The 15565-nt window shown below is 30.1% G+C and carries 16 protein-coding genes; 4 read left to right on the top strand and 12 right to left on the bottom strand.

Annotation, left to right across the window (positions count from 1 at the left end; genetic code table 11):
- Window positions 1-7 precede the first annotated feature (7 nt).
- Entirely contained in the window at window positions 8-862 is an 855-nt protein-coding gene (locus FH779_RS05005) for a fructosamine kinase family protein (RefSeq protein WP_038333597.1), read from the bottom strand.
- A gap of 56 nt (window positions 863-918) precedes the next feature.
- On the bottom strand, window positions 919-2208 hold the full coding sequence (locus tag FH779_RS05010; protein WP_038333598.1) for an adenylosuccinate synthase: 1290 nt from the start codon (window positions 2206-2208) through the stop codon (window positions 919-921).
- A gap of 229 nt (window positions 2209-2437) precedes the next feature.
- Here FH779_RS05010 and FH779_RS05015 point away from each other — a divergent pair, with 229 nt between their 5' ends.
- Window positions 2438-3127 carry a DsbA family oxidoreductase gene (locus tag FH779_RS05015; RefSeq protein WP_180906289.1) on the top strand — a complete coding sequence of 230 codons (690 nt, stop codon included), beginning with the start codon at window positions 2438-2440 and terminating at the stop codon, window positions 3125-3127.
- Window positions 3128-3183: 56 nt separating this feature from the next.
- Here the strand turns inward: FH779_RS05015 and FH779_RS05020 are convergent, their stop codons facing one another.
- Window positions 3184-3789 (bottom strand): N-acetylmuramoyl-L-alanine amidase family protein, encoded by a 606-nt coding sequence (locus FH779_RS05020; RefSeq protein WP_180906290.1) that lies wholly within the window; start codon window positions 3787-3789, stop codon window positions 3184-3186.
- Between the two features lie 125 nt (window positions 3790-3914).
- Between FH779_RS05020 and FH779_RS05025 the strand changes: the two genes are divergently transcribed.
- On the top strand, window positions 3915-6311 hold the full coding sequence (locus tag FH779_RS05025; RefSeq protein WP_180906291.1) for an outer membrane beta-barrel family protein: 2397 nt from the start codon (window positions 3915-3917) through the stop codon (window positions 6309-6311).
- Window positions 6312-6360: 49 nt separating this feature from the next.
- On the opposite strand, the gene FH779_RS05030 is transcribed toward FH779_RS05025, so the two are convergent.
- The 6 genes from FH779_RS05030 to FH779_RS05055 form a co-directional block, all read right to left on the bottom strand.
- On the bottom strand, window positions 6361-6978 hold the full coding sequence (locus FH779_RS05030; RefSeq protein WP_180906292.1) for an N-acetylmuramoyl-L-alanine amidase family protein: 618 nt from the start codon (window positions 6976-6978) through the stop codon (window positions 6361-6363).
- A gap of 79 nt (window positions 6979-7057) precedes the next feature.
- Window positions 7058-8386 (bottom strand): DUF58 domain-containing protein, encoded by a 1329-nt coding sequence (locus tag FH779_RS05035; RefSeq protein WP_180906293.1) that lies wholly within the window; start codon window positions 8384-8386, stop codon window positions 7058-7060.
- Entirely contained in the window at window positions 8386-9372 is a 987-nt protein-coding gene (locus FH779_RS05040) for an AAA family ATPase (protein ID WP_180906294.1), read from the bottom strand. The genes FH779_RS05035 and FH779_RS05040 overlap by 1 nt, the downstream gene beginning before the upstream one ends.
- Complete coding sequence (locus FH779_RS05045; RefSeq protein WP_180906295.1) at window positions 9372-10616, bottom strand: hypothetical protein; 1245 nt, start codon at window positions 10614-10616, stop codon at window positions 9372-9374. Before FH779_RS05045 ends, FH779_RS05040 begins: the two co-directional genes overlap by 1 nt.
- Window positions 10613-11275, bottom strand: a complete 663-nt coding sequence (locus tag FH779_RS05050; RefSeq protein ID WP_180906296.1) for a hypothetical protein — start codon at window positions 11273-11275, stop codon at window positions 10613-10615. The genes FH779_RS05045 and FH779_RS05050 overlap by 4 nt, the downstream gene beginning before the upstream one ends.
- Entirely contained in the window at window positions 11262-12257 is a 996-nt protein-coding gene (locus FH779_RS05055; RefSeq protein ID WP_180906297.1) for a stage II sporulation protein M, read from the bottom strand. Before FH779_RS05055 ends, FH779_RS05050 begins: the two co-directional genes overlap by 14 nt.
- Before the next feature lie 29 nt (window positions 12258-12286).
- On the opposite strand from FH779_RS05055, the gene FH779_RS05060 reads away from it, so the two are divergent.
- Window positions 12287-13009 (top strand): RDD family protein, encoded by a 723-nt coding sequence (locus FH779_RS05060; RefSeq protein ID WP_180906298.1) that lies wholly within the window; start codon window positions 12287-12289, stop codon window positions 13007-13009.
- Between the two features lie 30 nt (window positions 13010-13039).
- On the top strand, window positions 13040-13411 hold the full coding sequence (locus FH779_RS05065; RefSeq protein ID WP_180906299.1) for a YchJ family protein: 372 nt from the start codon (window positions 13040-13042) through the stop codon (window positions 13409-13411).
- Window positions 13412-13493: 82 nt separating this feature from the next.
- Here the strand turns inward: FH779_RS05065 and FH779_RS05070 are convergent, their stop codons facing one another.
- The 3 genes from FH779_RS05070 to FH779_RS05080 all read right to left on the bottom strand — a co-directional run bounded on the left by FH779_RS05070 (window position 13494) and on the right by FH779_RS05080 (window position 15565).
- Entirely contained in the window at window positions 13494-14330 is an 837-nt protein-coding gene (locus FH779_RS05070) for a tetratricopeptide repeat protein (RefSeq protein WP_180906300.1), read from the bottom strand.
- On the bottom strand, window positions 14305-14700 hold the full coding sequence (locus tag FH779_RS05075) for a hypothetical protein (RefSeq protein WP_180906301.1): 396 nt from the start codon (window positions 14698-14700) through the stop codon (window positions 14305-14307). Before FH779_RS05075 ends, FH779_RS05070 begins: the two co-directional genes overlap by 26 nt.
- A 151-nt stretch (window positions 14701-14851) precedes the next feature.
- Complete coding sequence (locus tag FH779_RS05080) at window positions 14852-15565, bottom strand: nucleotidyltransferase family protein (protein WP_180906302.1); 714 nt, start codon at window positions 15563-15565, stop codon at window positions 14852-14854.

A 15565-nucleotide genomic window follows, 5' to 3' on the forward strand; every position in this document is an offset into this window, starting at 1 on the left:
TTGTTTTTTAAAATTTTTTCAAAATGGTTTGCACATCTTTCACATAATAACCTTCGAAAAGATAAGCGTGTATCAGCAATGGAAATAATTGTGCAATCGGTAAACGCTCTTCAAAATTTGGTGCTAAAGGATTATTTTCGTGATAAGCATCAAAAAATACATCATCAAATCCTCCAAAAAGCTTTGCAATAGCCAAATCCATTTCGCGATGACCATAATAAATTGCAGGATCTATAACCGAGAATTCACCTTTTTTGTTGGCTAAAATATTTCCATTCCAAAAATCTCCATGCAATAAAGCTGGCTTTTCTTCTGGAAATATCGAATTCAATTGTTTACATAAATTCTCTGCAGATTTTATTTGTTTTGAATTGATTAATTGTTTGTTTTGCAGTAGTTTCATCATTGGCATGATGCGATTTTTTGCATAAAATTCGCTCCAAGAATCCGTTAAACTATTCGGTTGAACGACAATTGCAATGTAATTATCTTCTGACCAACCAAATTGTTTACTTGTATTTTGATGAAGTTTTGCTAAATTTTTTCCTAAGTTTTCCCAATTTACAACAGTTGGAGTAGAGGTTTCCATCCATTCTAATAATAAATATTGAAAATCTTTTCCAGCTTCACCAACATTTACCACTTTCGGAACCGAAAATGTTTTGGTCTTTTTGATGGCTTCTAAAGCACGTGCTTCTTTCTTGAAAAGATGAGGAAAGTTGTTTGCGGAATTTACCTTTAAAAAATATTTTTTATCAAACGATTCTAATCGAAAAGCATCATTAATATCACCACCTTTTATTGGGACGATAGAATCTATACCTAAATTCAATTGTTTTAATCGTTCTAAAATTTCATTCATAAAAATATCTCATAAAGTTATAGCCCAACATAAGTCAGGCTATACTATTTAATTTATTAAAATAAAGTTGTTCTAATAATGTTTTGAGAACGCTCTGGTCCAACCGAAACTAAATAAACTTCGATTCCTAAGTATTTCTCAATGTAGTGGATGTAGTCTTGCGCTGTTTGCGGTAACTCATCAAAAGATTTTACGTTCGTAATATCTTCTTTCCATCCTGGTAATTCGTCGTATTGTGCTTCGTAATCAGCTAATTTAGTTGTAGAAGAAGTGAAATAATCAATGATTTTTCCGTCTTCCGTTTTGTAACCTGTACAAACTTTTACTGTATCAATATTCGACATTACATCTAATTTAGTGATTACTAAATGTGTAATTCCGTTAATCATACAAGCGTGTTTCAATGCTACTAAATCTAACCAACCTGTGCGGCGTGGACGACCTGTTGATGCTCCGAATTCGTGACCAACTTGACGAATTTGTTCTCCCAATTCGTTGTCCAATTCTGTTGGGAAAGGACCGTTACCAACGCGTGTACAATATGCTTTCGAGACTCCAATCAAATTTTTCAATTTTGTAGGAGGAACTCCAGCACCAACACAAACTCCACCAGTTGTTGGAGAAGACGATGTAACGAATGGATATGTACCAAAATCGATGTCTAACATTAATGCCTGCGCACCTTCGAATAATACATTTTTACCTTCGTCAATCGCATGATTGATTTCTAATTCAGAATCCATGATACGTTCTTTCAAACGCTCTCCGTAAGCTAAATATTTTTCGTAAATATCTTCGAATTTTAATGGCTCTTTATTGAATAATTTTTCGAATAAAGCATTTTTAACCACCAAATTTTCTTTGATTTTTTCTGCTAAAACCTCAGGATTTAATAAATCAATTGCACGAATACCAACACGAGCTACTTTATCCTCATAACAAGGACCAATTCCGCGTTTTGTTGTACCAATTTGACTATCTTTTCCTGCAAATTCTTCACGATATTCGTCTAACAAAATGTGATAAGGCATAATGATATGCGCTCTTCTCGAGATAAAAACGTGATCTGTAGAATAACCTTTTGCTTCTAATTGTTCAGTTTCTGCAAAAAAAGCTTCAGGATTTACTACGACACCATTCGCAATAATACATTTTCCTTTGCATTGTAAAACTCCAGAAGGTAATAAGTGTAAGACAAATTTATCATCGCCTACATATACCGTATGACCAGCGTTGTTACCACCTTGGTAGCGTACAACATAATCTGATTTTTCGGCTAATACATCTGTAATTTTTCCTTTTCCCTCGTCACCCCATTGAAGACCGACTACTACGTGTGTTGACATATTGTTTGTTCGTTATTTGTTTTGGAATAAAAATGAAACTAATCATCTTATCTTGGTTCACTGCAAAGGTAATTTAAACCTTGTCTTAAACAAATTTAAAACTCAATTTAGCACGATTATTTTTCAAGATTTTGTTAATAATTTTTCAAGATTAAATTAACCGAAAAATAACCGAATCCATTCAAATAAAAAGCGTATTTTTACAAACTTTTACACCAAAAATTTCCATATGAAAATTGAAATCTGGTCGGATGTAATGTGTCCGTTCTGTTACATCGGAAAAAAACATTTTGAACAAGCTTTAACGCAAATTCCTTATCAAGATAAAATACAGGTTGAATGGAAAAGTTTTCAGTTAAATCCTGATTTATCTAAAACTGAAATTACTTCTGTGAATGATTATTTGATCGAATCAAAAGGAATTTCGGAAGAACAAGTTTCGGCAATGAATAATCAATTGGCTGAAATGGGAAAAGCTGTTGGAATTGATTTTCAACAACAAAATTCTAAAGTTGTCAATACAGGAGATGCACATCGATTGATTCATTTTGCGCAAGCGAATGGAAAAGGTTCAGAAGCAGAAGAAAGACTTTTTAAAGCATATTTTACAGAAGGTAAAAATGTGGCTGATTATGATGTTTTGGCTGAATTGGCTGAAGAAATTGGTTTGAACAAAACCGAAGTTCTTGAAATGCTAAATTCTGATGCAAACGTTTTTGAAGTTGCTTCGGATATTTTAGATGCACGTAATATTGGTGTTTCTGGCGTTCCGTTTTTTGTAATTGACCGTAAATATGCACTTTCTGGTGCTCAACCTGTCGAGTATTTCGTTTCTGCTTTGACACAGGCTTACGAAAAAGATCATTTGGATCAACCTCAAAATGTTGCTTCTTGTGATGTTGACGGAAATTGTGATTAAAACAATTTGCAAATAAATATAAAAAAGGACTTCAATTTGAAGTCCTTTTTTTCGTATTATATTGATTGATAATTCTCTAAAAATTGTACAATTTTTTCTGCTAATTGATTTTTATGATAAGCACTTTTCAAAGTTTCGGCATCAGTAGGATTACTTGCGAAGCCTAATTCGATTAGAAAAGTCGGCTTTTTAGAATCTCTTAATATTTTAAAATTAGCTTTCTTCAAGCCTCTGTTTTCAATGGAATTGATACTAACTAATTGTGCTAATTCAGCCCCTATTTTTTCTGTATTTGCATCTGTATTATCTTTATTGATAAAAACTTCAGCTCCTTTTAGTTCCTTATTTGAAGCACTATTCAAATGCAAAGAGATAACTAATTCAGGATCCAATTTATGCATTTTATCAACACGAGATTGTAAATCAAGAAAATCATTCCCATCTCTCGTTAAAATAACATTGATATTTTTCTTTTTAGCTAATTGTTGAATTTTTTGAGCCAATTCTAAAGAATATTCACTTTCTACAATATTTCCATTATTTGAACCATTATCAAAACCGCCATGTCCAGCATCTATGACAAAGGTTTTAGCAGTTTGTGCAAACATGGTAGATGTTGCGAATAAACTTGCAATAGCAAATAGATATAGTTTCTTTTTCATAATAGTCGTAATAATTTAATTAATATAAACATAATCAATTATTTATAAAAAACTACATTTTTAGCCTAAAAAAGATGTAACATTTTAGCGATTCAAGCGTCTATAAGGTATAAAAATTAACACAAATGAAATTTTACGCATCCATTCTAACGCTTTTTTTACTCCAGAATTTTTTATCTGCTCAATATTCTATAAAAGGTAAAATTGTCAACCAAGAAAATCAACCTGTCGAATTTTTAGATGTTTCTATCATTCAAAATGATTCGATTATAGATTTTATTACAACAAATACAGATGGAAAGTTTCTTCTTAAAACTCCAAAAGGAGAAGTAGAATTATTGATAGAAGAAATAGGAAAAGTTGTAGAACAACGAAAAATAACTGTATACAATGATTTGGATGTAGGAAATATAGTGATAACAAGTCAACAATTAGGTTTGAAGGAAGTTTTGGTGCAAGGAAAAGCGAAGACGTATGAACGATTAGTTGACCGTTTGGTTTTTAATGTAGAAAATTCCATTGCGGCAACAGGTGGAGACGCTTTAGATGCTTTGAAAAATACACCTTCTGTCAAAATTAAAGATGATCAAATTTCTATTGTTGGAAAAAGTACGGTGAATGTTTTGGTAAATGATAGAATTGTTCAGATGAGTGGAAACGATTTAACAAATTATCTCAAAAGTATTCCATCTGCAAATATCAAAAAGATTGAAGTGATAACAAATCCTCCTGCAAAATATGAAGCTGAGGGAAATAGTGGATTAATCAATATTGTATTAAAAGAAGCAAAGCAAAATGCGTGGAGTACAACGTTGAGAAGTTCGTATACCCAAGGTGTTTATGGAATTCTGAATGATGGAATTAATTTTTCATACTCCAAAGATAAATTTTCTGCGTTGGTTGATTTATCGCATTATACAGGAAATAATATCTACACCAATGATATGAATTATGATTACCCAACTGAACATTGGAATCAAAAGGTAAGAAATAAAAATATGTATAGAGGTTTATCTGGTTTGACAACTTTAAGTTATAAGATAAATGACAAAAATACAGTTGGAATTCAGTTTAATGGAGGTCATAATTACAATGGAGGAAAAGAAAGAACAAGAACAATTAGTAATCAAAATGGGCAGATTATCAAAGATTTTTCTACCAATTCTCGTACAGGAGGAGATGGAGATAACTATAATTTGAACTTAAATTTTACTCACAAGTTTGATACAATTGGAAAGAAATTTTCTGTTGATTTAGATTATATGTCGAATACTGGGGCAAATGAAAATGATTTTATTTCGGATATGTATTTCAAGAAAGAGCGCAAAACAATTTTAGCAAATAATCTAAATGATAAGGATATTCAGAATATTTCGGGGAAAATTGATTTTTATTTTCCATACAAAAAAGGAACGTGGGAATTTGGTTCAAAAGTAAGTTCTACAGAATCTGATTATAAATTGAATTCAGTTTTTACAGATATCAATACTAACGAGAATTTGATGACACAAAATGATCATTTTAATTATACCGAAAATGTAGAAAGTTTGTATTTATCTTATCAACGAAAATTATCAGATAAATGGTCAACTAAAATTGGACTTAGAGGAGAATTTATGCAATCTAAAGCCAATTCGATTACCACGAATACTATTACGGAGAAAGAATATTTCAAATTGTTCCCAACATTTTATATTCAATATCAGCCAACAGAAGATCATTCCTTCAATTTTAATTTTGGACGAAGAATTCAACGACCAGCTTTTTGGGAATTAAATCCAAATAAATGGTACAGTAATCCTATTTCTTACACAGAAGGAAATCCTTTTATGCAGCCAGCTTTTGTGTATAATTTCGAATTAAGTTATGGATTCAAAGATTATTTACAAGCAAAAGTTTATTATCAAAATATACAAGATGGTTTTGGTCAAATTGCTTTTCATCAAGAACAAGAATTGGATGGAGAATTGACGCAAACACAAATATTTAAGCGACTAAATTATTATAAAATGTCTAATTACGGAATTAGTTTATCATCAACTTTAAAACCTTATAAATGGTGGGAATCTAATCTTGAATTTAATTTTGGATTTAATAAATCAATCAATGAAATTGATGTATTAGATAAAGAATATACAGGAAATGGAGCTAATTTTTCGGTTTATAATAACCTGAATTTAAATACTAAAAAAACGTTTACGGCTCAAGCTAATTATACGTTTACACCAAAAGGAAAAAACAGAGAATTTAATTATAGTTCAAGTTCTTCGTTAGATATAGGTTTTAAATATTTGGCGATGGATAAGAAATTAACGTTGTCGTTGATGGCGTATGATATTTTCAAAACAGATCTTTCAACATTATCGACAAATGTGCAAAATATTCCGCAATCGTTTAGACAATATTATGATTCGCAATCGATACGTTTTTCGGTTTCATATAAATTTGGTAATTCAAAAATCAATGTGAGTAAACGTCAAACGTCTAATGCAGAAGAAGCAAATAGAAGTGGAGGAAAATAGAGAAAAAACAAAAAATCTCAGAGCAAAATGCTCTGAGATTTTTTTATGTCTAATTCTTCAATGCTTCAAAAATTTTATCTGCTATTTTAGGGTAATTACTTTCGTTTGTTAAGATTTTTCGGTCATCGTCATTTGTCAAATAACCGATTTCAATCATAATAATTGGAACTTGTGAATCTCGTAATATTTTCGAATTTGTTTCAACAATTCCTAAATTTTCAAAACCTAAAGAACTTATACTTTTTCCAATTTTTTCGCCAAGTATTTTACATTCTTCGAAAGTAGGATTCAATGGAGAAAGGTGAATTTCTGTTCCTTTTTTCGAATCTTTTACATTATAATTTGCGTGGATTGATAAAACCAAATCAGGTTTTATTTCATTAATCATTTTCGCACGACTTGTATTGATAATTTGTTCGTCACCTTTTCTCAATAATACAAAGTCAACGTCTGTAAAAGGATTTTTTTCTTGAATAATTTCTGCAATTTTCAGCACAATATCTTTTTCCTGAAATTCATCTTTTTTTACACCAGTATCTGTTCCTCCGTGTCCAGCATCCAAAAGGATTACGCGCTTTGTAGAAGGTGTTTTATTTTCGATAAAATTTGTTTGTGCAAAAAGACCTGTTGTTAAGATTAAACAAAAGATCTGAAATAGTTTTTTCATGGTTGTTCAGATTAAATTGACCAACTTTAAGCAATAATTGTGCTTTTTTTTCTAAATAATTGGTTAAATAAATCTTTTTTTAAAATAAACCTCGCGCTTTTATCTCTAAATACTTATTGATTAAGTTAATAGACAATTCTTGTGGTTCGCAATAAATGGTTAAAATCCCAAATTGATGCAAACGATTTATGATTAATTCTTTGTCGTAATTAAACTTTTCGGCAATTGTTTGATCATAAATGTCAGTTGTAGTTTTTGCTTTCTGATGATTTAGTTTTTTCAATTCAGAATTTTTAAAAAGAATCAAAACGACAACATGTGATTTTTTAATCAATTTCAGATATGGTAATTGACGTTCTAAACCATCAATTGTTTCAAAATTGGTGTAAATAAATAAAAGCGATCGTTGCGTTAATTTTCGTTTGATATAGGCATATAATTGTCCAAAATCACTTTCCAAAAAATCAGTTTGTACATTGTATAATTTCTCTAAAATCAATTGCATTTGATGATTTTTTCGATCAGCAACAACGTGATCTTGAATTCTTTTATTAAATGTAATTAAACCTGCTTTTTCATTTTTTTGAAGTGAAATATTTGCGACAACTAAACTCGAATTGATCGAATAATCCAACAATTTTAAACCATCAAAAGGCATTCGCATCGTTCTTCCCAAATCAATTAACGAATAAACAGGCTGCGATTTTTCTTCCTGAAATTGATTTACCATCAATCGATTTGCTTTCGCCGTTGCTTTCCAATTGATTAAACGATATTCGTCACCAATCGTATAATTTTTTATATTTTCAAATTCTGTATTTGTTCCAATTTTTCGAATTCTTTTCATCCCAAATTGATTCTGTAACTGAGCGGTAGAATATAATTGAAATTGTTTTAATTGCAAATAAGAAGGATAGCACGCAATTGAAATAGGTTCGTTTATTTTGATCTTTTTCTCAATCAATCCAAAAACAGAAATAAATACATTTGTTAATCCAAATTTATACGAACCTCGCTCTGTTGGTCGAATTTTAAAATCAAATTTAGTATTTTGACCACTTTTAAATCGTTTTCTAAACTGAAAATCTCTTAATTGTAATTGAACAGGAAACTCTTCTATAATCCTTACATTCAGCGGAAATTGATAATGATTTGTCACGAAAAGTTCCAATTCATTTTCATCGCCATTTGATAATCGTTCTGGATAATTTCGAATAACTTCAATGGAAGTTTTAGGAATATAAACCAAAAATATTTCGACAATAACACTAACGATAAAGACAAATGTCAAAATCTTTGCAATAATGTAAATAGGAGGTAGAAAAAATGCGATCACATAACAAAATGTAATCAATAATCCCGCATAAAAAAAGCGATTGGTAAGAAATAAGCTTCTGAAAAATTTCATTAACGAGGAATTTCTACGCGATCAATAATTTGCTGAATAATATGTTGTGTTGTAAAACCTTCCATCTCTTTTTCTGGAACCATCACAACGCGGTGTCCCAAAATTGTATGCGCAATTTGTTTGATATCTTCTGGAATCACAAAATCGCGTCCATTCACCGCTGCATTAGATTTTGCTGCATCTAAAATCGCGATAGAAGCACGTGGCGATGCCCCCATATACAAGGTTTGATCGATTCTGGTTTGATGAACAATTGTCGCAATATACGTAATTAGCGCTTCGTGCACGAAAACCGATTTTATGCGATCTTGGAACTCAATAATTTCATTTCCTGAAATTACTTTTTCTACCAACGATTCTTTGTCGATATTTTTGCGTTCTTGTTGTTCTTTCAATAATTCAATTTCACTTTCTAACGAAGGATATTTGACATAAATCTTAAAAATAAAACGATCCAATTGCGCTTCTGGTAATCGATACGTTCCTTCTTGTTCAATTGGATTTTGAGTTGCAAAAACCAAAAAAGGAGCTTGCAAAGGATAAGTTGTTCCATCAACTGTTACTTGTCTTTCTGACATCGATTCGAATAAAGCCGCTTGAGTTTTTGCAGGCGAACGGTTAATCTCATCAATCAAAATAATATTCGAAAAAATTGGTCCTTTTTTGAACTCAAATTCATTGATTTTAGAATTTAAAATAGACGTTCCAATCACATCAGAAGGCATTAAATCTGGCGTAAACTGAATTCTACTAAAATCAGAATCTATCGTTTTTGCCAACAATTTTGCCATCATTGTTTTGGCAACTCCAGGCAAACCTTCAATAAGAGAATGACCGTTAGACAGCAAAGCTAAAATTAATTGATCGATAATATCATCTTGTCCGACAATTACCTTTTTCAATTCATTTTTTACCGTTTGCATTTTATTTTGTACATCCGAAAAATCGACTCTATTTTCGAATGGTTGATATGTATTTTCGCTCATTAGATATTTGCTTTTTGTTTATAGTTTTCGATGATTTGATACACAGTTTTCAAATCGTGTTCATTTGGTTGATTTTTTTGATAAATATTTTTAAGAATCGTGAATTTTTCAAGACATTCTTCTTGACTCAAATTTGCTTTTTGTGCAACAATTTCAATGAATTGTTTATTCGTAATATCGTCTGTTTCGATTAAAAATGTTTTTCTCAATTTATATAAAAAATAATCGATTTTCTTTGAAACAATGTCTTTTACTTCTCCATTTTCTTGGTATAAAGAAGAAATTGTCTTAGCAAATTCGACGGTATGATTTTCTTCTTTGGTATAAATTGGAATGATGCGTTGCTCACGTTTACTTCTAAAAATTAAAAAGAAGAAAAGTAAAACCAATAGCGTTATCCAAGCAGCTTTTAGAGCTGGTTCGCCCATTACGAAACGCATCATTGACGAACTTCCTGCATAAGTTTTCGAGGTATTGTACCAAAAAATAGTTTTCCCTTTTAATGGTTCTAAAACTGATTTAGCATAGAAATAACTGTCTTCATTTAATAAATAATAATTCGTAAAATAAAGCGGTTCTGCATGATACAAATAATAGCCTTTGTAATCTTTTGGCTTTATTTTTAAATAATTTGGATAAGCTTTATCTTTATAAGTAATTGTTCCAATGATTTCAGAATCACTTGTGATATCGCTAAAATAGTGATGTTCAATTTCTTTTTTCTTCTTTATTTTAAAAGATTTATTTGTTCTAAGTTCAAAATTATTATTAATATTTATAGTCTGATTGTACAACATATTCTCTTCAGATTCCGTAGAATCCGTTGTTATTGTATCTGTAGAATCCGTTTCGTCGTTAATGTCTTCTTTTCCATTTGTATCATCACCAAAATTGTCATAATAATCTGCAATCATTACAATTCCACCATTTTCGGCAATTTTGCTTAATAGATTTTTGGAAACTGTATCAAAATAAATCTCAGAACCAAGCACAACAACTGCATAATCTTTTGCTTTTTTAGGATCAATTTTTAATTCAGAAAGTTTTTCCAGATCTTTCATTTTTCCATTGGATAAATTCCCAAGTTCTTCGTGCATAATAAATAATCCGTAAGGATCTTTACTATTTTGATAAAGGCTAACATCCCATGATTTAGGAAGTTTATAACGAAGTTTTGAGAAAGAAAATACAAAAATTCCGACCAATAAAACCGCGCCTAATAGAATACCTAATTTCTTTTTCATGAGGCTAAATATTGATTAAACTGATTGAAATTTGTCTTGAATTCGTGGTATTTATTTTCATCAATTTTAAATTCTCCAAACCAAACTTGATTAAAAATTTTAGTGTTTTGATTGAATAAAATTTTTGATTTTTCGTCTTTAATTTGATTGATAAATTGTTGATTTGTTTTCTTTGGATCCCATTCAATCCAACCTTTTTTATCTAAATTTTGTAGATTTTGGTAATGTAAATAACGAATTGCTAAAGCAAAATTTTGCTCCGTTTCTGCTTTATTGATTAAAGAATTCAAATTAACTTCTGCTAAATTTTCTTCGATAAAATCAAAATCAGATTCGTTATATAATTTTTTCGAATTTCGTTTAAGTATTCCTCCATTTTTATAAATACGTGTGGCAAGAAAAATTAAAAATAATCCAATCACAAAATAGAAAATGATTTCCCAAGGTAAATAAGAAAGAAATCTAAAAATCCCTTCGATTATTTTTGAGAAAAAACCAGGTTCGAATTCTTTTTTAGGTTTTGGAACATCTTCGTAATTAAATTCTTTTCCAGCATATTTTTCTTTGAATGCTTTAAATTCTGCTGTTTTTTCTTGTGCAAAAACAACGAATTGAATCAATAATAATGTAAATGTAAAAAATAGTCTAAATTGTTTCATTCGATTCTAAAGTTTGATTGAACGAAAAAGTTTTTTGTCTATTTTTTTGAATCGGATAAATGATATAATACCAAATAATTAAGATTAATGAAAGGATTATAACCGATAAACTCAATACAATATTTACATCATATAAACGCGTAATAAAACCTTCGATAAATCCAGCTATAATAAACATTGGAACAGTGCTTAATAAAATCATTACTGCTTCTTTTGCTTTGATTATGAGTGATTTTTTTCGCGATAAAGTTTTCGGGAACATAAAGCCATTTCCTAACATCAAACCGCAAGCTCCTGCAATAATAATCACCGAAATTTCAATTGTTCCATGCATCCAAATTGCTGACATCGCCTTTCCCAAAACACCTTCTTTGAAAAACATATAATGGAATGCACCTAACATAATCCCGTTCGAAAATAGAATATATCCTGATCCAATGCTAAAAAATAAGCCCAATGTAAAAGCCAAAAAAGCAACTCGAATATTATTGATTGTAATCGCTAATGAACTTCCTGTCTGGCTTCCTGATTTGTAAATTGCTGCAGGATCACCTTTTTTGATGTTCATTAACGTTTCGTCTACATATTGATTTCCTAAAATTAATCGTGTAAAATCTGGATCGAAATGCGATGATAAAACGCCAATTAAAACCGCTAAAGCAAAAATCAGGAATGAATATAACAACATTTTGTGATTTTTGTAGACTACATTTGGCACATCTTCTTTGAAAAACTGTACAAATTGATTTCCAGAAGTTCTTTGATCTTTGTAAATTGACTGATGCGCAAATAAAGCTAACTCGTTCAAATAATCTTTTGTCTTACTTTTTGGGTAATAAGTTTGAGCAAACGCCAAATCATTTGTAATTTCGATGTAGTTTTTTGCTAAAATATCTGGATGAACATCAATTTTATTTTTCAAATTATGTTCAATATCAGACCATTTCGCCTTATTTTTATCAATAAAATGCGCTTCTCTCATAGTAGAGTAGTTGTTAGTGAACCAAATATATGAATAAACTTTTAGTCAATACACCACAAAACGTGCAAATTGCTTATAATATTGCGCCACTCGGAAAACGTTTACTGGCTTATATTATTGATATGATTATCCGGATCGTATTAGTTTACGGCATGTCTTATTTTTCGGAGTTTATTCCGAATAGAGACGAATGGTTTCGAATGGGTATTTATAGTATAATAGGTTTTATATTTTTACTTTATCCGTTGATTTTAGAGATTTTGATGAAAGGGCAAACTGTTGGAAAATGGATCATGAAGATTCGTGTAATACGAATGGATGGAAACCGCGCCAATAATTTCGATTATTTCTTACGTTGGGTGATTGGTATTGTAGAATTGTTTTTATTTACTGGACTTATTGCGTTGATTACAATGATTATCAATAAAAATGGTCAACGTTTAGGTGATATTGTTGCGAATACATGTTTGATTGATTTGAATCCGAAATTAGATTTATCACAAACTATTTTCGCTGAAGTTTCTGAAACCTATAAAATTCGTTTTCCCGAAGTTTATCGCTTGTCTGATCGTGATATTAATATTGTAAAAGAAAATTTTACGTCTGCATTGAACAATAATAATTATGATATTTTATTAAAATTAACGCGAAAACTGGAGGAAATAATGGAGGTGAAAAGTGATGGTTTAGGGAATATTGATTTTATTCAAGTGGTGATTCAGGATCATTATCATTACCACAAAGACAAGTAAACAGTATCTTTGCAAAAAATAAAGAATAAAATGAATTGTCCTTGTTGTTCTGGAAAAGAATATGCAACTTGTTGCGAACCTTTTCATTTGAATATTGAATTGCCAAAAACTCCCGAAGAGTTGATGCGTTCTCGTTACGCTGCTTTTGCAATGGTTTTGCCTGAATATTTAGTTGATACAACACATTCTTCTACGCAAAAAGATAATGATTTTAGTGATATCGAAGATTGGGCAAAATCGAATAAATGGTTAAAGTTAGAAATTGTTTTTGCAAAAGATAATAAAGTTCGATTTAGAGCTTATTACCAAGACAAACAAGGTGAAATCTACGAACATGATGAACTTTCTAGGTTTGTGCAAGAGAATGGCAAATGGTTTTATGTAGATGGCGAGTTTTATTGATTTTTAAAAATAAATTCGGAAAAATGTCTTTTCGAGCGAAGTCGAGAAATCTAAAAAATGTTTTTTTTTTGAGTAATTACATTTACAATTTCTTCAATTTATCATGAATTTCTGTATCATATATTTCTAAAAATACTTCATCATAAGCATCTTGATTTTTATAATTATTTCTCATTAAATCTAAACTTTTATTATAATTTACTTTAGCTGAATCCTTTTGATTAGTAAGTTGATACGTTTCGGCTTTATAATAATAAGCTTCCGCAATATTTTTATCCAGACTGATTGTTTTATTATAAAAATCTAAAGCTTTTGAATAATTTTTTCGATCAGCTTCAATTTTTCCACGATAAGTATACATTCTTGGATAAATATTATCAGGATTTTTTTCGGAGGCAATAAATTTATCATAATAAACAATCGCGGAATCATAATTTCCTAAACCTTGATAACAAATTCCCATTTGAAAATAAATATTTTCACCCCAAGGATATTCCACAACGTTTGACAATTTATCTAATCTATGAAAATCTTTTAAGGCATTTTCGTAATCTTTTAGTTTTGTATATTTTATCCAACCTGTATAACCTAAATGATCTGTAGCATTTAAAGAATTTGCTTTATTTAAACGACGCATTCCTTCTTCAAAATCTCCATTTTTATTATAAGCAACTGAAGATTCCCACCAAAATTTAGAATTCTTAGGTTCTGATTTTAATAAACGATCAAACATAAAATCAGAATAATAAGAGCCTTGTGTATCACCAGCAAATACAAACAATTTATTGTTAGAAGAAAATAAGAATTGATATATAGTAAAAACACTTATACAAAAGATTGGAATAGAAATAAATAATTTCAATGATCCCCAAATAATTCGCCACGTTTTTGACTTAAAAAATGTCTTCAACTTTTCCATTCTTTAACTTTATTTGAATTTGATAATACGAATCTACATTTTTTCCGTTCCAATCATTTAATTGCTGAACAATAGCAACAATTTTCTTTTGCAAATCATCAGAAATTTCAACCTTTTTATAATCTTGGTCAACTGCTTTAATTCTGAAATAACCAATTTCATATTTACAATTAATTACAAATCGTACAACTATAAGCCCAGAAAAATTAGGGAAATTTAATTGATGAATTGGTTCAGAAATTACTTTACGAATGCCATAACGTTCTGTTCTATAACCTGCACCAGAGCCATAATATTGATAAATTGTAGAAGAACAAGGCTCAAATGAAGTTCCTTTATCGATGATTTCTTTTTTATCTATTCTTCCCACTTTAGTTTTGAAAGAAAAGTAAATTATTGAAGAGAGAATTATCACTGCAACAATAGTTAAATAGACAAAATAATTGATGTATTTCATTCGGTCTAAGATATATAAACTTTTTGCATAAAAAAAACTCAATTCAGCGAATTGAGTTTTAGATTTATTGAAAATAGTTTTCCGCTTCTAATACACTTTCTGGTCGACCAACGTCTATTAAAATTCCGCCAGAATGATCAAAACCAAGAATTGATTCAGTTTGCATTAAATCCATATAGACTTTCATGATCGAAAATTTACCTTTCTCCGTAATTTTATCAAAAAGAGAAGGAGAAATAACATGAATTCCGCTAAAAGCCAAATCTTTGCAATTGTCTAAGGAATCTACAGCTTTTATTTCTTCTTCGGTTTTCAGATTTCGCCAACCTTTCAATTCATTTTGTTTATTAAAAAATAGTTTGCGAGACGAATTTCTATCCGAAACTGCCAATGTTACCAATGCTTTATTTTCTTGATGTGCTTTGATAAAATCAGCAAGATTTAGATCTGTTAAAATATCAACATTCATCACCAAAAAATCTTCCTCAAAATTAGCTTTTGCTTTCACCAAACCACCACCAGTTTCAAGAACTTGATCCGTTTCATCAGAAATAGTAATCTCAATTCCGAAATAATTATTTTCTTCTAAAAATTCAATGATTTGATCTGCAAAATGATGAACATTAATCACAATTTCTTCAATGCCAAAAGATTTCAAATATTCTATATTTCGTTGCAAAAGAGGTTTTCCATTTACAACGGCTAAAGCTTTGGGATGATTATCAGTAAATGGTTTTAAACGAGTCCCAAGACCCGCTGCAAAAATCATTGCTTTCAT

This window comes from Empedobacter falsenii (assembly GCF_013488205.1).
Lineage (GTDB): Bacteria > Bacteroidota > Bacteroidia > Flavobacteriales > Weeksellaceae > Empedobacter > Empedobacter falsenii_C.